The 21,424-nt window shown below is 29.9% G+C and carries 27 protein-coding genes and 1 pseudogene; 11 read left to right on the top strand and 17 right to left on the bottom strand.

The features are described from left to right. Positions 1-300 precede the first annotated feature (300 nt). From ACWJJ7_RS01945 to ACWJJ7_RS01930, 4 genes are all read right to left on the bottom strand, one after another. Positions 301-546, bottom strand: a complete 246-nt coding sequence (locus ACWJJ7_RS01945; RefSeq protein WP_462963695.1) for a hypothetical protein — start codon at positions 544-546, stop codon at positions 301-303. Positions 547-902: 356 nt separating this feature from the next. After that, positions 903-1,547: a transposase gene (locus tag ACWJJ7_RS01940; protein WP_462963694.1), complete on the bottom strand. Its 645-nt coding sequence runs from the start codon at positions 1,545-1,547 to the stop codon at positions 903-905. A 92-nt stretch (positions 1,548-1,639) separates the two neighbouring features. Next, positions 1,640-1,906, bottom strand: a complete 267-nt coding sequence (locus ACWJJ7_RS01935; protein ID WP_462963693.1) for a hypothetical protein — start codon at positions 1,904-1,906, stop codon at positions 1,640-1,642. A gap of 43 nt (positions 1,907-1,949) precedes the next feature. Next, complete coding sequence (locus ACWJJ7_RS01930) at positions 1,950-2,237, bottom strand: hypothetical protein (RefSeq protein ID WP_462963692.1); 288 nt, start codon at positions 2,235-2,237, stop codon at positions 1,950-1,952. A gap of 354 nt (positions 2,238-2,591) precedes the next feature. On the opposite strand from ACWJJ7_RS01930, the gene ACWJJ7_RS01925 reads away from it, so the two are divergent. The 10 genes and pseudogenes from ACWJJ7_RS01925 to ACWJJ7_RS01880 all read left to right on the top strand — a co-directional run bounded on the left by ACWJJ7_RS01925 (position 2,592) and on the right by ACWJJ7_RS01880 (position 11,449). Continuing rightward, a complete protein-coding gene (locus ACWJJ7_RS01925) occupies positions 2,592-3,152 on the top strand; it encodes a tyrosine-type recombinase/integrase (protein WP_462963691.1) in 561 nt (186 codons plus the stop codon). Positions 3,153-3,165: 13 nt separating this feature from the next. Then, positions 3,166-4,287 carry a DUF4158 domain-containing protein gene (locus tag ACWJJ7_RS01920; protein WP_462963690.1) on the top strand — a complete coding sequence of 374 codons (1,122 nt, stop codon included), beginning with the start codon at positions 3,166-3,168 and terminating at the stop codon, positions 4,285-4,287. Positions 4,288-4,465: 178 nt separating this feature from the next. Then, positions 4,466-6,136: pseudogene (locus ACWJJ7_RS01915) on the top strand (Tn3 family transposase). Positions 6,137-6,748: 612 nt separating this feature from the next. After that, positions 6,749-7,168 carry a hypothetical protein gene (locus ACWJJ7_RS01910; protein ID WP_462963689.1) on the top strand — a complete coding sequence of 140 codons (420 nt, stop codon included), beginning with the start codon at positions 6,749-6,751 and terminating at the stop codon, positions 7,166-7,168. An 80-nt stretch (positions 7,169-7,248) separates the two neighbouring features. After that, the gene (locus ACWJJ7_RS01905; protein ID WP_462963688.1) at positions 7,249-8,394 is read left to right on the top strand and encodes a hypothetical protein; all 1,146 of its coding nucleotides are present in this window, start codon (positions 7,249-7,251) and stop codon (positions 8,392-8,394) included. A 128-nt stretch (positions 8,395-8,522) separates the two neighbouring features. Continuing rightward, positions 8,523-9,305: a hypothetical protein gene (locus tag ACWJJ7_RS01900; RefSeq protein ID WP_462963687.1), complete on the top strand. Its 783-nt coding sequence runs from the start codon at positions 8,523-8,525 to the stop codon at positions 9,303-9,305. Next, the gene (locus ACWJJ7_RS01895; protein WP_462963686.1) at positions 9,298-10,152 is read left to right on the top strand and encodes a hypothetical protein; all 855 of its coding nucleotides are present in this window, start codon (positions 9,298-9,300) and stop codon (positions 10,150-10,152) included. The genes ACWJJ7_RS01900 and ACWJJ7_RS01895 overlap by 8 nt, the downstream gene beginning before the upstream one ends. Before the next feature lie 24 nt (positions 10,153-10,176). Then, a complete protein-coding gene (locus ACWJJ7_RS01890; protein WP_462963685.1) occupies positions 10,177-10,821 on the top strand; it encodes an ABC transporter ATP-binding protein in 645 nt (214 codons plus the stop codon). A 3-nt stretch (positions 10,822-10,824) separates the two neighbouring features. Beyond that, on the top strand, positions 10,825-10,971 hold the full coding sequence (locus ACWJJ7_RS01885) for a hypothetical protein (RefSeq protein ID WP_462963684.1): 147 nt from the start codon (positions 10,825-10,827) through the stop codon (positions 10,969-10,971). 328 nt (positions 10,972-11,299) lie between these two features. After that, positions 11,300-11,449 carry a hypothetical protein gene (locus tag ACWJJ7_RS01880; protein WP_462963683.1) on the top strand — a complete coding sequence of 50 codons (150 nt, stop codon included), beginning with the start codon at positions 11,300-11,302 and terminating at the stop codon, positions 11,447-11,449. 8 nt (positions 11,450-11,457) lie between these two features. Here the strand turns inward: ACWJJ7_RS01880 and ACWJJ7_RS01875 are convergent, their stop codons facing one another. The 3 genes from ACWJJ7_RS01875 to ACWJJ7_RS01865 form a co-directional block, all read right to left on the bottom strand. Then, complete coding sequence (locus tag ACWJJ7_RS01875) at positions 11,458-12,201, bottom strand: TPM domain-containing protein (RefSeq protein ID WP_462964914.1); 744 nt, start codon at positions 12,199-12,201, stop codon at positions 11,458-11,460. Between the two features lie 102 nt (positions 12,202-12,303). Then, entirely contained in the window at positions 12,304-12,426 is a 123-nt protein-coding gene (locus ACWJJ7_RS01870; protein WP_462963682.1) for a hypothetical protein, read from the bottom strand. A 13-nt stretch (positions 12,427-12,439) separates the two neighbouring features. Continuing rightward, the gene (locus ACWJJ7_RS01865) at positions 12,440-12,643 is read right to left on the bottom strand and encodes a DUF6609 family protein (protein WP_462964913.1); all 204 of its coding nucleotides are present in this window, start codon (positions 12,641-12,643) and stop codon (positions 12,440-12,442) included. Between the two features lie 386 nt (positions 12,644-13,029). On the opposite strand from ACWJJ7_RS01865, the gene ACWJJ7_RS01860 reads away from it, so the two are divergent. Further along, positions 13,030-13,308 carry a hypothetical protein gene (locus tag ACWJJ7_RS01860; RefSeq protein WP_462963681.1) on the top strand — a complete coding sequence of 93 codons (279 nt, stop codon included), beginning with the start codon at positions 13,030-13,032 and terminating at the stop codon, positions 13,306-13,308. A gap of 101 nt (positions 13,309-13,409) precedes the next feature. Here ACWJJ7_RS01860 and ACWJJ7_RS01855 read toward each other — a convergent pair. The 10 genes from ACWJJ7_RS01855 to ACWJJ7_RS01810 form a co-directional block, all read right to left on the bottom strand. After that, positions 13,410-14,746 (bottom strand): IS3 family transposase gene (locus ACWJJ7_RS01855; protein ID WP_462962368.1). Its coding sequence is split into 2 segments (ribosomal slippage): positions 13,410-14,365 and positions 14,365-14,746, totalling 1,338 coding nucleotides; the frame shifts between segments, so codons are not numbered across the junction. Positions 14,747-15,107: 361 nt separating this feature from the next. Then, positions 15,108-15,548 (bottom strand): recombinase family protein, encoded by a 441-nt coding sequence (locus ACWJJ7_RS01850; RefSeq protein ID WP_462963680.1) that lies wholly within the window; start codon positions 15,546-15,548, stop codon positions 15,108-15,110. 519 nt (positions 15,549-16,067) lie between these two features. Further along, a complete protein-coding gene (locus ACWJJ7_RS01845; RefSeq protein WP_462963679.1) occupies positions 16,068-16,733 on the bottom strand; it encodes a DUF998 domain-containing protein in 666 nt (221 codons plus the stop codon). A 77-nt stretch (positions 16,734-16,810) separates the two neighbouring features. Beyond that, positions 16,811-17,494, bottom strand: coding sequence for a copper homeostasis protein CutC (locus ACWJJ7_RS01840; RefSeq protein ID WP_462963678.1), 684 nt, complete (start codon positions 17,492-17,494; stop codon positions 16,811-16,813). Positions 17,495-17,536: 42 nt separating this feature from the next. Further along, positions 17,537-18,265 (bottom strand): HNH endonuclease, encoded by a 729-nt coding sequence (locus ACWJJ7_RS01835; protein WP_462963677.1) that lies wholly within the window; start codon positions 18,263-18,265, stop codon positions 17,537-17,539. Positions 18,266-18,289: 24 nt separating this feature from the next. Next, positions 18,290-18,613, bottom strand: coding sequence for an AAA family ATPase (locus ACWJJ7_RS01830; RefSeq protein WP_462963676.1), 324 nt, complete (start codon positions 18,611-18,613; stop codon positions 18,290-18,292). Positions 18,614-19,300: 687 nt separating this feature from the next. After that, positions 19,301-19,540 carry an ATP-binding cassette domain-containing protein gene (locus tag ACWJJ7_RS01825; RefSeq protein ID WP_462963675.1) on the bottom strand — a complete coding sequence of 80 codons (240 nt, stop codon included), beginning with the start codon at positions 19,538-19,540 and terminating at the stop codon, positions 19,301-19,303. A 23-nt stretch (positions 19,541-19,563) separates the two neighbouring features. Continuing rightward, positions 19,564-19,698, bottom strand: a complete 135-nt coding sequence (locus tag ACWJJ7_RS01820; protein ID WP_462963674.1) for a hypothetical protein — start codon at positions 19,696-19,698, stop codon at positions 19,564-19,566. A 9-nt stretch (positions 19,699-19,707) separates the two neighbouring features. Then, positions 19,708-20,301 carry a hypothetical protein gene (locus ACWJJ7_RS01815; protein ID WP_462963673.1) on the bottom strand — a complete coding sequence of 198 codons (594 nt, stop codon included), beginning with the start codon at positions 20,299-20,301 and terminating at the stop codon, positions 19,708-19,710. 219 nt (positions 20,302-20,520) lie between these two features. Further along, on the bottom strand, positions 20,521-21,216 hold the full coding sequence (locus ACWJJ7_RS01810; protein WP_462963672.1) for an ABC transporter ATP-binding protein: 696 nt from the start codon (positions 21,214-21,216) through the stop codon (positions 20,521-20,523). Positions 21,217-21,424: the final 208 nt, after the last annotated feature.

Below are 21,424 nucleotides of genomic sequence, written 5' to 3'. Positions count from 1 at the left end.
AGTTAAAATGCAGTTATATTATTGATAACACTAACTAAAATGATAATAAAAAATATATATTACCTAATGTAAAATCTTTGAGAAAAATATTAAAATAACACGAGTGTATTTAATCCTCTCACTGAATTTATCGTTATTTTGGTAATATGTGTCTTAACGTGGTAAATTTACGCTTAGCGGTCACTACCCCATTTAGGTTTGATGTTAATTCGCATCTTTCATATATTGTTCATCAACAAGAGCCTTTATTTACACTATTGTTGATGAACAATATATGAAAGATTCATGTTAAAAAAAATTCTAAAATATAGCAACAAAAATTAAGCATAATCCAACCACAATAAAAAAAGTTGATTTTCTTTTCTTGTTCTTAATATATAAGTAATACCCGTTTACTATACTAAAAATAGCTGATGAGAGTAATATAAGTAGCATTGAATTCATATTAATTATGCCAAATAAACTTAATAACCCTAAAACCGACAATATAAGCCCTATAACAGTTATTACTGAAACTACTCTATTAATAGCATTTATTTTGTTCAACTCTTCACCTCCCAATTTGTTAGAATTGCGTAACGATCTTAAATCGATTATACCATTATGTACCATACATTACTACTTTTCAAAGTAGATAAATTAAATCATACGATATTTATTCATTTATGTCTTAGAGTGGAAATGTTGGTTCTACCCCCTAGCCATCAAGCTAAGCATATTGAATATTAGCAAGTCACCATTAGATTCTATATTTTACCAATAATTTATTTCTAATAAATTTAAATGGTAAGTTTTAAATGTACATTAGTATTCAAACATTTTTAGGGCACACCAAAAAAAACACGTATACAGTGGAAATTTTACAATTTTATTATGTTGGTTTATGCTGCAACGTTAGCGTGCTATGATGTTAATTTATAACAAACTCCAAGAATATCAAAAACAGTTTTCTTATCTTTTTTATGAGATTTCAGACCATTCCTAACTACATTTTCAAATATTGATTTTAAGGTATTGAAAACTTTATTAGGGAATTTGATAAGCTCAAAATATAGACTATCAATATATTCATGAACTACTTCACAAGTCTTAATTTCACTAGCTTCAAGACCTTTATTTTCTAATGCTAACGACCTCATTTTAAACATTACAGCGGAGCTTATGAGCAGCAAAATAAGTTTCCCATAAAGTTGACATTGAAACCGTTCTATTTTAACTAACCTTACAACCTGTATACTAAATATGGATTTCCATGTTTTAAAAATTATTTCTATCTGCCATCTTAAGCTGTAAAACTCATGAACCTGCTTTGCATTTAAAACTTCTTCCTTAATATTCGTTATATAAATAGATATCCCTAACAATTCAATAGTATTATCACTTTTTTCTATACCCTTTTTTTTAGCATTCTTCACAGATTTTTCTGTTCTTTTTTTCAATTGATCATTTGTTAGTTTATATAGAATAAGCCTTGTTTTTAGCGTCTTTGCCTTACCTACATAGACATCCTTAATTTCATAACGGTCCCCCTCGCCCATCTGTTTCATTATGTCAGAAATGTAGATTCTTTTAAAAAGACTTGATTTTTTAGGAGCACCATTCTTATAGTATTCTATATCCTCATTGTCTATATATACTGCTATATTAGGTTTGAGTCTTGATATGTAAAATGTTTATCTTCTATATCCAAAATCTTCAAAATTGAAGTATCCAAGATCTCTAAAATACCAACTTTAATAGTATCTCTTATTTTGCTCCCAAAAGTATTGTCACTTCCAGAGCCAGCTCCTATTTGTACATTAAGAAGATTTTCAGATTTCAATTCATATTCTAGTTGTATTTTTACACCTGAAGGCTGAGAGCATCCACCAGATCCAGGATATATGTCTTTATAGCTTTCTGGCACTTGAAAAGCAGTAGAATCAAGTATTCTTATTCGTTTGAAATGTTCATCCCATTATGGTAGTAATATAAACTTCAATATCGTTATTTTTATTAAGATTTATTTGACGTCCGAAGCTTTCTTTTAATTGATTAATTATATTTAACCAAGGGTTATTAGGATCATTACTTGTAAAATCTAGTGCCATAAATATTGGTCTTAAATGTTTCTTGAATTTATGGTTTATACTATCCACTGCTTTCCATTTTAAAGTAGGTTCTGTAATGGGCTTTTGAATCATTTGGTGAGCTGTATTTTTAATTGTTTCTTCTGGCATTAAAGAATAAGCATACATTTTTCTAATTTCACCAAAAGTTAGATCATCACTAACATTTTCATCTACATATAATTGAAGCAGCTTACCTATTTTTAAATGGGTAGGGCTCGCAATTTGTGCAAAAGTACCGTTAAGAAAACTTGATTAACATTTAAGTAAATATTTAGTAAATATAGCAGGTTCCCTAAAAATTCTAATGTAATAAAATACACTAAACATTACATTGTTAAATATATCGTTACCTATTGATACATCTAAGCTTCAGTTAATTTTTATAACGAAGCTTTTTTTCTTTTGCATTTTCATGTAATGTTTAATATTATATAAGTAGTAAATATTACATAGAACAAAAGAGAAAGTGAGTGGGAAAATTTGATAGTAGAACCTATACGAGATAAAAAGAAAATAAATGATTTACTTATATTTTTAAAAGGTAAAATCGATAGAGACTGGCTGTTATGTAAATTTCAATTGAATACTGGATTAAGAATTGGTGATGTAGTTAAAGTTAAAGTTTCTGACATATTCAATGAGAATATAAAATTTAAAGAATATTTCACATTAAATGAGCAGAAGACTGGTAAAGAAAAGAAAATAAAATTGAATAAAGAAATAAAATGTGCGTTAAAAAATTACATTATAGAATCTAAACTTACACTTAATGAGTATATATTTATTAGTAAAAAAGGTGGTCATATAAGTACTGTACAAGCATATAGGATATTAAAAAATGCTGCTAATTCATTAGGGATAGAGAATTTTGGAACACATTCTTTAAGGAAAAGTTGGGGGTATTGGACATATAAGGCGAGCAGTTACAATATTGGTCTCATAATGGATACATTTAACCACAGTAACCAAACTATTACTTTAAAGTATATAGGAATAAATCAAGAGCAAAAGGATGAACTATATTCTATAGTTCAATTCTAGAAAGGATTTTATTATGTACTTAAACAGAAGAGAATTATTAACAACTAACCAAAGAGCTGAATTAATGAAGATTTCAGATAATATAACAGAAAAGGAACTAGTTTATTACTATACTTTAAGTTTTGAGGATATTGATATAATAAGTACTTATAGGCTTGATTATAATAAACTTGGGTTTGCATTACAATTAACTATTTTAAGACAATCGGGATGGCCATTGGTTGAATTCACAAATATACCTATGAAAATAGTACATTATGTTGCTAATCAATTAGATTTGGATTCAAAGGATTTTTATAAATATTTTAATAGAAAAAACACTAAATATGAGCATTTAGAATCTATTTGTAGATTATTTAATTATAAAAAATATGATAAAAACACAGAAATATTTTTATTTGAGGAACTCTTACAAATAACTCAAAGTGAAACTAATTCTTTTAAGCTTGTAAACTATGCCCTTGATATATTAAGAAAAAACAGAGTAGTAATTCCTTCAATAAGAAGTATTGAACAAATAGTTTGGCAAGCTAAAGAGAATATTCAAGATTCTATTTTTAATTTAATAAATAATTCAGTAACTATGGCAAACAAACAGCAATTAGATAATTTAGTAACAGTTCAAGAGGGAGATATAAAAACTAAATTATCATGGTTACGTGAAGTACCAGGCAAGTCATCGTCAAAAACTTTTAATGCAATTGCTGATAGAATTGAATACATTCGTAGTCTAGAGTTAGAAAATATTGATTTAAGGAATATCCATAATAATAAAATTGAAGAATTATGTAAATTGGGTTCAAAATATGAAGCTTATGATTTTAAAAGGTTTGATCCTAAAAAAAGATATTCTATTCTTTCAATATATTTAATTCTATTTTGTGAAAAGCTTATAGATCAAGCGATTCAAATACATGATATTCAAGTACAAAACATTCAATCATTTGGTAAAAAAGAGCAAGAAAATCTTATTAAAAAAAATGGAAAAAAAGCAAATTTAGGTCTTCACAATTATGTGAAGCTTGGAAATTTGATAATTAAAACTAAAGAAGAAGGGCAAACTTCAGTTGATTTTAAGAATATCGAAAATATCATGCCCTGGGAAGCATTTGTACTCAATAGCCGAAATATCTGAAATTACTAGACCTAAAGAATATAACACTTTAGATTTAATAGCTAAAAAGTATAGTAATCTTAGAAGGTATACTCCTAGATTATTAAAGGTGCTTGAATTTAAAGCATCTAAGTCAGGAACACCGATATTAAAAACATTAGAAACTATAAAAGAAGTTAATAATAAAAGTAAAAGAAAGATGCCAAATGATGCTCCTTTAGATTTTGTAACTAGTCAATGGGAAGAATATGTTTATGACCAAGAGGGAAATATAGATAAAAAATATTATGAATTAGCAGCATTTACTGAACTTAAAAATGCCATTCGTTCTGGAGATATATCTATTATCGGAAGTAAGCAGCATATCCCATTTGAAGAGTATCTTATGAATGAATCAGAATGGCTAAAATACAAAGAAGAAAGTATTGATTTTAAAGTACCTTTAGATGTTGACGAATACTTAACTGATAGATTGACCATATTAAATAACAAATTAAAATACGTATCTGATAATATAAAAAAACTTAAAGGTGTATCAATAGAAAATAATAAATTTGTATTATCAAAATTAGAGAAAGCAGTTCCAGATGAGGCAAAAAAATTATCTGCTAAAATTTACAATTTAATGCCTAGGGTAAATTTATCAGATATATTAATAGATACTTGCAAACATACAATGTTTGATAAAAAGTTAATACATACTTCAACTAATAAAGAACCTAAAGATACTGAAAGAAGTTGTATAATAGCGACTCTTATGGGGCTTGGTGCTAATATAGGTCTCAAGAAAATGGAACAAGCAGTAAAAGGAATAACATATAAACAGATGAGCAATGTTGCTAATTGGAGAATGAGCGATGATAATTTAGATAAAGCTATGGCAGAGATTATTAGCTGTCAGCATAAGCAACCTTACGCTAGATATTGGGGTGATGGTACTACTTCATCATCTGATGGTGTAAGAGTTATAACAGGTGTTGAAACTTTAAATGCATCTTATAATCCACATTATGGATTTGAAAAAGGCGTAACTATGTATTCAGCTGTAAGTGACCACTATTCTAGATTTGGAGTTGGCGTTATAAATACAAATTCAAGGGATGCAATTCATGTAGTTGATATACTTCTCAATCATAATACAGAGCTTGAAATTGAAGAACACTATACTGATACCGCGGGATATACAGACCAAGTATTTGGATTAACTCAATTGCTTGGGTTTAGATTTGCACCAAGACTTAGAGATATATCAGATTGCAAATTATATTATATTGAAAAAAGAGAATAGTTTAAAAATATCCAATCAGTTATAAAAGGTAAGATAAATATTAACATTATAAAAGAGAACTTTGATGATATATTGAGACTTGCCCATTCAATAAAACAAGGTAAAGTCTCAGCATCATTGATAATGAGTAAATTAGGATCTTATTCAAGACAAAATAGTTTAGCAAAAGCATTAAGTGAAATTGGAAAGATAGAAAAAACAATTTTTATATTAGATTATCTTTCGGATGAGGATTTCAGAAGAAAAATCAATACTGGATTAAATAAAGGTGAAGCAATAAATGCTTTGGCTAGAGCTTTATTTTTTGGAAAGCATGGGATGCTTTATGAGAAAGATATTCAAGGACAAGTACAAAGAGCCACTGCCCTCAGCATGATTATAAATTCAATAACTCTTTGGAATACATTATATTTACCTAAAGCTATTGAGAAACTAAAAGAAACAGAAGAAGTTAATGAATTGTATATGAAGCATATTTCTCCTTTAGGATGGGAACATATAAATTTTATTGGACAGTATAATTTTGATGATAATTGTGATTATGATTTAGTAAATAATATGAGACCATTAAAATCAATCTAATAAAAAACAGTTACCTATTTCAATTAACTTGAATTTATGGTAACTGTTTTTCCTTAATGGGACTTTTGCACAAATTGCGAGCACTACCCCATTTGGTGCTACAGTAAAAGGAAAATGGACTCCATAATAAACAAAACGAAACAAGCTCGTGACGTGGTAGCATACGCAAAAATGATATTTCGTACGCTAAGAAAAAAGGCTTTGGCTAAATTCACTATAATCCTTTACATATCAACGCTTTATGCTGTTTATTATATTAATTGCGTTATAAACCGTATTATTCATTATTAGTAAATCATTATATATATTGTTAAAAAATATGTTGTTTTTTGAAAAAATTAATGTCAAATTTAAAAGAGTAAGAATTCTAACAATAAGGGAAATGCCAACATTGTAGGCAAAAACCACTTTTACAGTCTATAAATGAATTGTTTAGGTTAAATAACTTTGATTTTAGGCTATATAATAATTTTTTGGTTTGTTGAGAGGTAAACGTTGTTGGACGCCCAATTATACTACTATATATCTATCATATGTACGGCTCATACTAGTAATTGGCGTAATGGAGATAGATATTAAATTTAAACTAAACATATTAGAGGGGGATTATTCATGAAAAAAGGAACCAAGTTATTTTCTGGAATATTGATGGCATCTATGATGTTAGGAACTGTTGCTTTTGCTAATACTGGCAACTATTATTTCTACTTTTCACCGGGTAGTCGTATAAGTTCTGATAATGTATCAAAAAGTGATGGTGAACAAAGAGCATATGTTACGACTACCGCTGGGAATTTAATTCCAAGTAGTGGTATTTATCGTGGTTCTGATGGGGTTCATGGTAGAGTATGGTATAGAGTAAGATATGCTAATGACGATTTTGCATCTGAAGTTAAATCTATAACTGAATGTACCCCAATTACTTTGGGGTATTTAAAACAGGTAAACGCAGGTGAAAGTTATCACCTTAAAGGACAACAGGATTCATCTGATCCTAAGGCTGTTAAGGTAATTGGAAGATGGACTCCATAATAAATACAAAACAAGCTAGTGACGAGTACACTGGCTTGTTTTGTTTTTTATGAATTTAATAGAAGGAGGTTATTATCGTAATGTTAAAAAGATTTAAGGCAGGAATGTGTTTAGTAATACTTTCAGTTGTGGTTATCTGCTCGGGATGTACTAATGAAGAAATCACATCGAAGGATCATAATACGGTAAATACGTCTGTCCCATCAGGCAAATCCACCCGCAATGGGAAAAATTACAAAGCAACTCTAGCAACTAATCTGAAGGTAGATGCCACAGTGGATGCATCAGATGTAAAAGATATTCCTACACTACAGGTTACAGGAAAGGTATTTGATAAAAATAAATTACTTAATATGTTTTTCGGGTCAGAGGATATAAAAGAAAAAAAGCAAGATGGTTCAAGCTCTTTTACTGTTAACAATAAAAATCTCATAATTCTTGAAGAACCAGGTAGTTTTAACTTTATTACGCCCCTTGGTGATTGCGTAACATCTATAGTAAACGAAGAAGATGAAATTAAGAAATTCAAATTGAAAGAACTAGATTTTATGACAAAATCAAAAGCTACAAAGCAAGTAACAGAAATGTTAAAGACGATAGACATTACACCAAATATGTCACCAAAGATATATGCGTTAGATTATAATACTCTTCAAAAGGAACAGGATGTGTTAATGAAGGATAAAACTTACAAAGAGTTTGTTGATTTAGGTAAGACTAAAATTAAAGAAAAATGGACTAAAGATGATGAATGTTATTACATGGTTATTCGAATTGATATGAATGCTATCCCCTGTTATGATTCCCATTATGAAATGCAAAGTTTAGATTCTATGGTTCAAGGTAGCGAAGTAAGCGTTATTATTTCAAAAAATGGGATTGAATCATTTAATATCAATGGATTAATATATAATCAGAAGAAGTATAAGGTTAATACTTCTCCATTGATTTCTATGCAGCAAGCAGTGGAGAGTCTGAAAAAAAAGTATTCCAATGTAATACTAACAGATGAAATGATGGTAACAGGAATTTCTATGGTATATTTACCTGTAATAACTAGTGCAGGTACGACTTCAGATGAAGGAGTATCGTCAAATAAACAAATTGAAATGGTGCCATGCTGGTATTTTAATATTAATGTAAAGTATAATAATTTGGATGGTAAAGTTTATACGATGCCCATAGAAGTGCGTATAAATGCCATTACTGGTAAAGAAATTTTATAATTAAGAGGTGATTTTAACGACATTTCAGAAGGAAAGTCCTCCACTTCTATAAATGGGGGTTAACTAGCCTAGCAAAAATAAATATCCTTTTGAAGTCGTTAATATACAGCTCCGGAGGAGATGAGTTAATGAAAGCAACATTTCAGGTCCTTTCAATGGATATAAGGCGAGCCTTCGGTTCGATTGGCTTTTTATTAGCTGTAGTGGGTGTCTGTATGGTTTATTATGCAGGTGCTAGGACTTTTTTTAGCTATGCAGATATATTATTTATGTTTAAATATGCTACTGGTGGTAGTAGTTTTAATCATGTACTATTATTATTTTGTGCATTGCCCTATACAACCAGTTTTTGCAATGATTGGAATAGTAGATATATAAGATCAGTTGTTGCTCGAATGGGTCTACGTAGGTATGCCGTGTGTAAGATTATATCTTGTGCATTGTCTTCTGGAACTGCTATGGTTTTGGGAATAATATTATTTATTCTCCCATTAACACTAAGAATTCCACTGGTAGCTACTAACGCACGCTTAGCAAATTATGAACAGTTTGTCACTACACTAGGTGGTGGGTTTCTGCTTAATGGACATTTTATTATGTACTTCATAGTTTATATTTACTTAGCTTTCTTAGCAGCGGCGTTCTGGTCTGTTCTGGGACTTTGTGTTTCTGCTTATATCCCTAATAAATTCGTAGCGTTATTTACACCATTTATTGGATTATATGTAATTGGGTATATTACGAGTAATTTCCCAATATGGCTACAAATAAATAAAATAACCACTGGAGAATGTATAATTAACGGAACCTTTGTAAGCTTAATTTATGCTACGCTATTTGTTACTGTACTTATAGCTTGCATTGGATTATTATTTTACAAAACTATAAAAAGGAGGATATCCAATGAATAATATATCTAAGCATATTTCTATTTCTGGTAATAATATACGAAGATGGGTTACGAACCCCCGTATCTATATTTTGGCTATTTTACTTAGTATTTTTTTGTGGAATTATATAAGTCCAATTTTGACTTTTTCAAAAAGTATGGGATATAGGGTTGCTCCATGGATATTTCCTTTTATATCTGATTTTACTTATACACATATGATGATGATGTTTGGTATAGTATTTTTATTTTGTGACGCACCCTTTATGAACGAAGGACAACCTTATCTTTTGATACGTTGTGGGCGTACTCAATGGGCAATAGGGCAGATATTATATATTATGATAGGTACTGCCATTTATTTTTTGTTTATAGTTTTTGTGAGTACGTTAATGATGTCTCCAAACATGTTTTTAAGTAATGAGTGGGGGAAAATATTAGGTACTCTAGCCCAATCAAATCCTGGGCAAACATTTAACATACAACTTGCTATTAGCTACACAATACAGACTTTTTATACACCTATTCAAGCCTTTGGATTAAGTTTTATATTGCAATGGTGTGCCGGGACTATATTAGGGCTTATTATGTTTGTAATTAATAGTTATGGCAAACGATCGATGGGGGCTATCGTAGCATCGGTCATTGTTTTGTTTGATTTTGCTATTAACTATGAATTTAAACCGTATGCGTATCATTTTTCACCGGTATCAATGGCACGTTTGACTATTCTTGATCCAAGTGGTCTGTCACAACGTCCAACCATCCTATATGCCTATGTTTTCTTTGCAGCAGCAATTGTTCTATTGAGTATTATTGCAGTGTTGTCAGTACATAAACGTGAAATACAAGTATTACCCACTATCTAATTATAAAAAGGAGAAAATTAATCTATGAAAGATTCAATAATTAGTATAAATAATGTTTCTAAGGACTTTAAAGAAACCACAGTATTAGATCAAGTGTCCATTGATTTTGAAAAAAACAAGATACATGGTTTAGTTGGACGAAATGGTTCTGGCAAAACAATGCTTTTAAAATGTATTTGTGGATTTATTCCAGTAACCTCAGGAGAAATAATTGTAGATGGTAAGAAGATTGGTAAAGATACTGATATTCCAAAGAATGTTGGTATCATTATAGAGACTCCAGGTTTTTTACCAAACTACAGCGGTTATAAAAATTTAAAATTTTTGGCATCTATTAATAATAGCATTTCAAAAGAGAAAATTAAAGATACTATGAAGCGAGTTGGTCTAGATCCTGAAAGTAAAAAATGGGTAGGCAAGTATTCATTAGGCATGAGGCAAAGGCTTGGCGTAGCACAGGCTATAATGGAAGATCCATCTATTTTATTACTTGATGAACCTATGAATGGCATTGATAAACATGGCATTCAAGATATGCGTGATCTTTTGCTAAAGTTGCGTGACGAAGGAAAAACTATAATTTTAGCTAGTCATAGCACAGAGGATATTGATACACTTTGTGACACAGTATGTGAAATGGACCAAGGCAAACTTGAAGTTCTCAGGTGAATTATGAATTTAGAAAATGGATATGTAACTTTTCGGTGGAGAGATTATAAAAACCATAATAAGGAAAAAAATATGACTCTTACTGTAGATAGGGTAGTAACCGCAATACGTGGATTTTATACGTTAAGACATATATTATCAAAATACTGAGATATTCAGAATAGTTTTAAAATATATCGGTGATTTTCATATTTTACTTTAGTTAGTGTTATCAACACTATAATTGTACTTTAACTAACTTATTTTTAGGAAAAAAATAAGAACTTTATCATTTAGATATAAAACCCTAGATGTATCAACACATTACACTGATTTTTTGAAGTTTTATGAGTTAGAACTTTTTAGTATTAATTCTAAGTCAGAATGTTATGACAAAAGGCTCTTTTGGTAATAACTGTCCTAACGTATGTTTTCCGCGTTTTGCGAGCACTACCCCCTATAGCTTATGAATATGTTGATATGGAAGAGGAATTAATAATTGTATAAGAAAAATTTTCAAATAGAAGACGTGAATAAAAATAGGCCACATGATGGAAGTGATATCCATCATGTGGCTATATCTTGTTTCATAGGTATTGAAACAGCCATATCTATCGTATTTGGTATATTTTTAAAATCAATTTCATAATCATTATATTACCATCCTCCAGAAGATCCTCCACCACTTGATGAACCGCCTCCAAAGCCTCCAGAATCACCTCCAGAACCTTCAGAATCACCTCCAGAACCTCCAAAACCTCCAGAATCATCTCCGAAGCCACCACCATTTTCCCCATTAAGAACAATGCTAAGAAAAACAAATACAATAAATCCTATTAATCCAAGGTCACCTCCATCTTTAAATACGTTTGAACTTTCAACATATTGTAGAACATTAACGTTCTTAGCTAGGGTTACGTTGTATTCTTTAGCTATATTATCTGCTAAAGCTGAATATGCTGCGCGAAGACCCTCTCCATATTGATTTTCCTTGAATTTTGGAACTGCAAAATCATTCATAACACTTGAGGAATATATATCCGTAACCGCCCCTTCTAGACCTGTACCTACCTCTACTCTCCACTTTTTTTCTTCCATTGATAATAGAATTAATAGTCCATTATTTGTATCTTTTTGTCCAATACCAAAGCTTCTAAAAATGCCAGTAGCATATGATTCTATAGTTTCTCCCTGCAGTGAATCTATAACTACAACAGTAGCCTGTGCACCTGTTTTAGCTTCTAATTCTTTACCTACGGACAAAATATATTCTGCAGATTTACTATCTATCACTTTAGCGTAATCATTAACATATTTTAATTCTGTAGCTTTAGGATATTCGGTCTCTGCATTCACTAAATTCATAGCTGTTATTTGACTTAATAAAAATATACTTATCATGGATATAAATAAAATTCTCGTCAAAATCTTTTTTTTTATAGATACAGTTGATGAAATGTTACAAATGTTCCTAATTAATTTTATTAAATAAGGCTTCATATTCTATCTCCTACTTAGTAAATCAACTTTTGGTACTACTTTAGCTGATTTACTAGCCTTATAATCCTGCCTTGCTGTTCCTTCTATCACTTTTACCGTTTGTTCTAAACTTACCATTTCATTCATTTCTATACCACCTTTATATTTTCTTTATTATAATAAAAGGACTAAATTTAAACAACATAAATCCTATAATAAATACTAGAGTATCAGGATAATGATTAGTTCCTAATACTGTTGCTAATGCCATTGTAATACTTACACCTATAAGAAATAAACCAAATATTCTTTGGCTTGGGTAAGGATATTTAAAATTAGTTACTGTATTCTTTTCTTCTGCAATAATAAATTGACCCTTTGTATAAATAATATTTTTTAAATTTTTCTTATTTATATATATTAACAGAAAATGTTTCTAATGTAAATTGGTTGCTTTATAGTTTGAATTTTCATAACTTATATAGGTGTAGGGCTCGCAATTTGTTCAAAATTACCGTTAAGAAAAGTTGCCTGACATTTAAGTGAATATATAGTAAATAATAGTGTGCTCCCTAAAAATTCTAATTAAAATATATCTTGGAGCATATTAAAAAGCCTTATTCATCATTTAGTTTTATAGTAATTTGAAAATATGTTAGTTGATTTTCATTAACGTGACTTTTAGATGGGCTATCATTCTATGTATTTAAACAAGATTGAAGATAAAGAAGAGAACGCGCACTATAAAAAATGAAGGATTTGTATAAAATACAAAGTAAAGTAAGCAAAGATGAGATTGAAAAACTTATTCATTTCCTACTTCTTATATATACATTATATTGTCTTAATAAAATTAATAAAAGTAGAAAACACTATACTAGATTAATCTTTATATTAGGCATTATAATAAATTATATGGCATATAAACATTCTCAATATCTTGGATATGGTGGTGATTTTTTAGATATCACTTCAGTGGGATCTCTTTATAGCTTATGGCCTGTATTTTTAATTTATCTATCGCACTAGATTACTTTACTTGTAAAAAATACGGTAATCCTCGGCAAGATTAAAAACGCAATATTTGCATACTGTAATCTGTACCCTTTGTCAAGGACAATTAGAAAAAACTATATTGAATTATAAAGATGATTTCTGTATTGAACAGGAGTCATCTTTTTCAAATCCCATTGATATCTATATCTATTATAATAGATCATATATTTTTTAATTTCTTTCTTTAACTCTACTAATGTTTGACACTCTTTTATGTTTGCCTCATCTTTGAAATGACCGAAGAATGATTCCTGTGGAGCGTTATCCCAACAGTTTCCACGTCTTGACATAGATTGTCCTAGTCCACAACTTTTAACGAGATTTTGAAGGATTGGACTTGTATAATGACAACCTTGATCTGAGTGAATAAATGCATCTTTAGATATTTTAATATTTCTATTCTTTTTTAGCTTTAGTATAGTATCAGTGACTATATCCATCTTAATATTAGCTGACACATTATATGCCAGTATTTCATTTGTAGAGGAATCCTTAATCGTTGATAAATACGCCCTATGACCCTTTCCATAAAACAAATAAGTTATATCTGTAAGCAATACCTTGCCAGGTATATTTTGCTTGAAGTTTCTATTTAATAGATTTGGTAAAACAGCATGTTCGAGGGTGGCTTTCATCATCCTTTTATAAGGATTTGCTTTTCTAATAGGACATACAATTTGGTATTTCTTCATTATCCTACGGATACGTTTCAAATTGTAAACGATACCAAATTCGCCTTCTAACGTCATTTTAATTTGTCTAGCTCCTTTTTTGCGGCCTTTAAAGTTATATGCTTTTAAGATAGTATCTCGCACTATTTGATCATGATCGTCACGTTGATTCCTAACTCCTTGTGAACTAACTGAGAAATAGTTGTAGTAGCCTGAACGGGATACCCCCGACACACTGCATAAATGGCTAAGCATATTTCTGAGTTTATATTTTTTAATTTGTGAATTGATAAGAATATATTTTTCTTCTGCTACTAATATTATTTTTTCTTTACCAGCCTTCTTTCTAGGATGTCGATTTTTTTTAGTAATTCATTCTCAGCTTTAAGTAAATTAACTTGGACCTTAAGACGTTTATATCTTTCTTCTATGGGAAGATCTTTCCCTCTTGATCTTCCGCACATTGATTTCCTTGTATCATTCAGTCCTATTACACCTTTTTTTCTATATGCAGTCCGCCATCTGTAAGCTGCTGATCTAATTCGATCATTTCCAAGAACGTCTATATCAAAACCATATTCTTTAAATATTTCTTTTATAGATTTGCCCTTTTCATTCTCTGTTACAAAAATGCGTTTATATTCATCAGTGTAAGTTATACCTTTAATACTAACATTTGTTACATATTTATTTTTGGATAACACTTTCACTTCTTTTTCTGTAAAATTCTTAATGCTCATTTATTCACCCCTAATCCTTTATTCCATTATACATAGAAAAACCCCATAGGGTAGTTTTTTTTAAATCGTCTACTCTATAGGGTACATTTTACTGTGATGAATACTTTAATGCTGATTTATTTGAAACTTAGATACACTATGAAAAGGAATTAAAATATAATATAGACATATTTAAAACGAAAGGATATAAAACTTTAGAATCATTAGGAATAAAAATGCCGCCATTAAAAACTGAGAAATGATTTCGGATAGTAAATGTAATAATAGGTATTTTAAACGTTACCAAACCACGCTGAGGTGAGATATTTTTATCATATAATCTGTAAAGAATGATTCTATGGTTAATTCCCTAAAAATTCATTCATAGTTTAACTCTTCTATAAAAAGTATTGTTTTTCATGGCAACAAGCTCCATAGCTTTTATGGCAGATATATTACCTTGCTTCCACTTCCTATAAACAGCTTTAAAGTTTTCATCAATTGGTATTCTTTTTATTCCAAATTTGATTCCTTTTTTCAGAGCGACTCTAATGCCTTCCTTTTGTCTTTCTTTTATTCTTGTACGTTCATCCTCTGACATATAGCTTAGTAGCTGTAGTATCAAATCAACAATTAAACTTTCTATACCTTTCATATCCTTATATTTTGTTGTATTAAGCAAAGGCATATCTAAAACAATTATATCAATTTCCTTATTTTTTATAAGCTCCTGCCACCCATCTAATAGAATTTGTTTATTTCTTCCTAATCTATCAAGCGATTTAATGTATAAAATATCACCACTTCGAAGAATATGCTTCATTAACTGATATTCAGGTCTTTTAAAATTTTCACCACTGGCTTTATATATTCATCCTGTATTCCAAACTATTTAGCCATAGAAACTTGTTTTTCTAAAGATTGGTCTTTACTACTTACTCTTGCATAAAAAAAACTTCTCATCCTATGTAACTCCTTCTTAAACTTTATATAAAAATCATAATAATACTTCAATAAGTATACAAGCTATTTGAAATGTTTAAATGTTTAATATATAAAAATGTTGAAGTTTTGACATATAAAAAGTATAATACTATCACCATTTCACAAAGTATACTTCGTGAAATATATCGTTAATTTTCAAATAAAACACCTTAAAAACCACATCATAGAAGTATTATCCATGATGTGGCTCATTTTTAGGTAAGTAGGCGGTAACCCGACAAATGGTTCATTAATTTTTCAAGACAGTTATTTCTCATTTCATCCTCTTCTACCATTTGATTTTAACATAAAGGTAGATAATAAGTCTCGAATATCAGTAGAATCAATAATATTGTGTTTAAAAGGCTAAAGTGTTCATCGTCAACTGGTATTTTAAAAAGTACATTGCCACCGAACAAACAAAAAGCTGTAAGGTGCCAATATTAATTTTTTCAACAAGTCCCATTATTGAACTGCCATTTGCTGTGAAGGCACCAGCCAATCCACCTGAAAGGGTGAAGACAACAGCAAGTATCAGTAAATAAACACCAAACTTATGGTGCTTTTGCATTTTCAAACAGCCAATAGCAATCGAAAATAGTGCAGCGATTGTAAAAACTACCACAATCATCGTCACTACAATATGGATAACATTGTTGGAGGTCATTCCTGCATTTTCACCATCAAATGAAGATGAACCATATCCAAATTTTGAAACGAACGAAGAAATTGCCAAAAGGATTGCACCTATTGTCATTTGTTTGTTGGTTTTTTCCCAAAACAGAGCAACAAGTAAAATGCAAAATAATATATATAACGGACCATACCAGCCTAAAATAGATGATAAGATGTCTTGGTTAGGTGCCCCAACTGCCGTTAAATTACTTATAGAATTACTAATCTGACTGTAATTGGGATTAAGAATACCACCTATAATGACATGTAGAACATAGGCGAATGCACTTCCTACTCCACAGATAAAGATTAAAATTGATAGTACCTTGTATTTGCTTAATTTTTTCACATGATCACTCCCTTACTAATGTTAGTTAGTTTTTCATTAAAAAATAAAATATTTTTGCCTATTATTTATTTTTAGATTTATGTCTGTTTATTAATAGTATTAATTAATAACCTCAACCTATCTGTATTTATTTCTCCAAATGTCGACTTATCATTTCTTACTGCAGTTCCAAAATGGTATTGAGGTGCTTTTGTATTTTTCATAACCTCTATAATATTTTCAAGATCTAAGCCGCCTCCAGCTATCACATTAATATGTTTTGCTTTTTCTACCATCTTTTTAATAACTGGAATGTTTTTAAGTATATTCCCTTTCCCTCCCGATGTAAGAACATTTTTAATTTGACCATAAGCAGCTAAAACTTCTATACCTTTAACCTGATCCGCGAGTTCGTCAATAGCTCTATGAAATGTTACATCTATACCATCACAAGCCTTCAACAATTTCTCTAAAGAAGGTATACATATTTCATTGTGTTTATTTAAAGCTCCAAATACTACACCATTTGCATTAAGTTCTTTTGCAATTATAATATCTTCTACCATAAGTTGAATTTCTTCTTCTGTATATATAAACGATTTGCCATGTGGTCGTATCATCACATTTACAGGTATCTTAACACTTTGGACTGCTCTTTTGATAAGCGAATAGCTTGGTGTCAAGCCTCCTTCTGATAATCCACTAACAAGCTCTATTCTATCAGCACCACTTTCTTGAATTCTTTTTACATCTTCTATTGTTGTTCCAATAATTTCAATCATTTGTACAACTCCTATGTGAAAATTAATCTGCTACAATATTACTTACAATAAAGTTTTACTGTTTTTACAACTTACCTTCTTTAATAAAACAAATACATCTATTTTACTACAATCTAAAATATTATCATATTTTCCAAGTTTTATATTGTTACAATGAGAACATGATAAAAATAAATTTTCCCAACTAAACATTAATTCCTTATCTTTTTTACCATGAGGTCTTAAATGCTCTATATTTATAGATTTTAAATCTTTACTTTCACATATATAGCATTTATTATGAAAATCTCTATTTAAAGCCTTTACAACCTCTAATGTATTTTTATTTCCATTATTTTCATTTTTCTCTATTATTAAAGATTCAGGTGACTCTGTAGTTCTACTTATTCTTATCATTTTAATTCTTCCTCTAATATGAAGGTGTATTTCTACCTCATCAATTAAAACTATGCCTTCTACATCATAAGCCGACCTTCGTTTCTTCTCCATTCTTAATATTAAATCCATAATAATATTTAAAACAGAAGAATACCCATCTGATAGCTTATCAAATCCATAAGCCTCCTTCCCCTTTTGAATAATTTCAATATTATAATTTTTATAGTCGAATTTCAACTTCATGGTTAAATCATCCATAAGTGTTGTTAATCCTTTTTCAACACCTCTAGGAATCTCTACACTAGTCATCCTATGCGCATCAAAATAAGCTAAAATAAACTCACCACTTTGGTGTTTTATTATTATATCATCATCATTAAAGTATAATTTCAATCCTTCTTCATATTTCTATTTCATTTATTTACAAGAAATTATAGCATTATTCCACTGTTCAATAGATCGGATTTTTTCAACTTTACTTATACTGTCATCATTTTCAATATTATTTAAATTTCTTAAATACGCTTCTATGTCTTTTTCAACATTTAACAAATTTGTGTAGTTATTATCCTCTATAGCTTCTAAATATAATTTAATTGCATTTAAAACTGAAGTTTTACCACTACCGTTCTTTCCCGTTAATATTAAATGTTTTCTTGTGCTATTAGACAACTCTATACTTATATCGCTTAAGTTCCTAACTTTCTCAATACAAACTTTTGTTATATAGTTTTCACTCAAAATATCGCTCTTTTCTAATCAATAAGAATTTACTCCTCTTAAAATATCCGCTGCATCCCATAATATTTTTTCTAGATTTTGTTGCGTAAGTTTCTCCATTTCTCCACATCTTAATAATATTTTATAACATACGCCCTAGTTTTACAATTCCGGCGGTTGTAATTATACTAGTTTCCGAAGTAATCTTTTCTGTATCCATATAGCCTCATTAATATACCATCTAAATATAATCCGTATAGATTGTTTATAGATAAATAATATACTATTATTTCTATTTTTTCAATAGTATTGTTTAAAATGATTTTTGTAGGTTACTGTTGCTTTAAAAAAACCATATTTTAGCTTTATTAGTTATGTTACTTTTACACACAGTGTGTGGTACGTTGAATATAAATACAAATCTTCAATTGTATTCTTATAGAAAGGATGCCTGTAAATGCAGTGTTTTAGCCAACTGGCTTGATAGTCGAGTTGCTAAATCGGGCTGTTTCGTTGACATAGGGAAATGGTAAGTATAGTATTGGAAGTGAAAAAATACTAGGAGGAATTTCTATGGAAGATAAAAAGCCATTTCTAAGACCTCATTTACGCACTTCTTATTTTTTATTCCTCGTTGGATACGCTGCACTTCTAAACTTTGTTTAGCTGTCATATCCAAATATAATGCAGGTGACTCAATGATACATCCTATTTTATTCCTTTGTTATTGAAGTCCTTTTGAAGTCTTTGTTCCAAAAAGCTCAATTTCTCCACTTGTCGGTTGGCTATTCCAGTTAACATACGAATAGTAGTTGTTTTTCCTGCTCCGTTTTCTCCAATAAAACCATAAATCTCTCTACTGTTTATCTGCATATCCAAATGATCAAGTGCTAATTTCCCACCGTAGTCTTTACATACATCTTTTGTCTTAAATACAACTTTACTCACTTTTATCCCCCTTATCTTCAATTCTACTTCAATTCTTCTTTTTTAAATTTAATATATGCTACAAAAACACTTGCAAAAATTGTAACTGCAGATACAACTACGACTCTCAAAATATCACTTCCTCTTAATTCACCAAAAATTAAGAATGACTGCCCCATTGAGGTATACTACAATACTTTCATAACTTGTGGATTAGCAATAAAAGATTGTGTCAAACCGTACCAAACAAGAATTACTCCTACATTTATTCCTATTGATAACCCAATACTTTTAGCAAAAAACGAGATTGGTATACAAACACTCATAGTTGCAATATTCACTAATATTACCAATAAGACAGATCGGAGCATAACCAAAATAATATTACCTGTTGTTATCGTGCCAACTCCTAAAATTCCAGTCATTGTTAAAGTCGCAATCAATATAGGACATAAAATAAAAATTATCAGCGCGGTATAATAACCTATACATTTACTTATTACTATCCTAAATCTACTATTACCAGCCATAACTGCACTTTGAATCATTCTTTCTTGAAACGCTGAGGTAAAATAAATCCCGGCATAGACAGAACCTGCAAGATATAAAGTTGAAGTAACAAAATAACTAGCACCCATAAATCCATCAAATCCAGATTTCACACCATCGGCCATACCAATGCCAATATAACTGGCTCTTACTAATAACATAAGGATAAATGTACCTACAAATTTCCCCGATTTAAACAATCCTCTAAATTCCCATTTCAAGATTCTGCTCATTCTTATTTCCCTCCCAACAAATCAATATAATATTCTTCAAGATTTTCTCCTACTACTGTAAATTTAGTAACTAAAATTCCACCATCAAATAATGTTTTTGAAACATTTTTAATATCATCTATACAATCATAAAGTTTAATTGTATTCTCTGATACTTTATAGTTTTCTGTTTCTAATTTTCTCCTAATTGTTTCAGTAGCTTTCAGAGCCTCATCTGTTTCAATAATAATATGTTTTTTTACATTTATCGTTCAACTCTTCTAATGTCAGTAACTCCACAATTTTACCTTTATGAATAATAATATAATCAGTTGCAAGTTGGTATAATTCAGTTAATATGTGACTAGAAATAATAATTGTAATACCGTATTCTTTATTTAGTGATTTTAACAGCTCTCTTATATCAACCATGCCCAATGGATCCAAACCATTTACTGGCTCATCCAAAATGAGAAGCTTAGGTTCTTGAACCAGAGCCATTGCAATTCCTAGCCTTTGCTTCATACCAAGTGAAAAATCCTTCACTTTCTTTTTCTTCACATTTGTAAGGCCTACTTTTTCTAATAATTGTGGTCCAATATCAGCATTTTTCTGTCCATAAAGTATACATTGCATATTCATATTGTCAGCTGCCGAAAGAGAATCATATAGAATAGGCTTTTCAACTAATGTTCCCATTTTTCTTCGTACGGCTTCTAACTGTTTTTTCTCTGTCTGCCCTAAAATCTCAATTTCTCCTTGAGTAGCTTCTGAAAGACCTGCTAATATTCTTATGGTAGTTGTCTTTCCTGCACCATTTTCTCCAATAAACCCATATATTTTTCCTTGTTCAATTGTAAAAGAAACTCCATCCAGTACCTTCACATTATTATAGAATTTAGTTAAATTATTTACCTTTAATATACATTCACTCATTTATAATCCTCCATTATATTGTTGGTTATTTTTTTACTTACCTTGGCTTTGTTGTATTTAGTATGAAGGAAAAACCTTTCTGTAAAGTATGAGAAACATTAATATAACATTAAAAAAACTAACGCCTTTTTATCAGCGTCAGTCTTTTTGGGGTAGTATAGGAATCAAGCAGATTGGAAGTTAACTTTTCGAAGGATCTTGTGACAAG

This window comes from Clostridium sp. CM042 (genome assembly GCF_055080995.1).
Note: the sequence above shows the minus strand (reverse complement) of the source record. Positions and strands in the feature narration are given on the sequence as shown.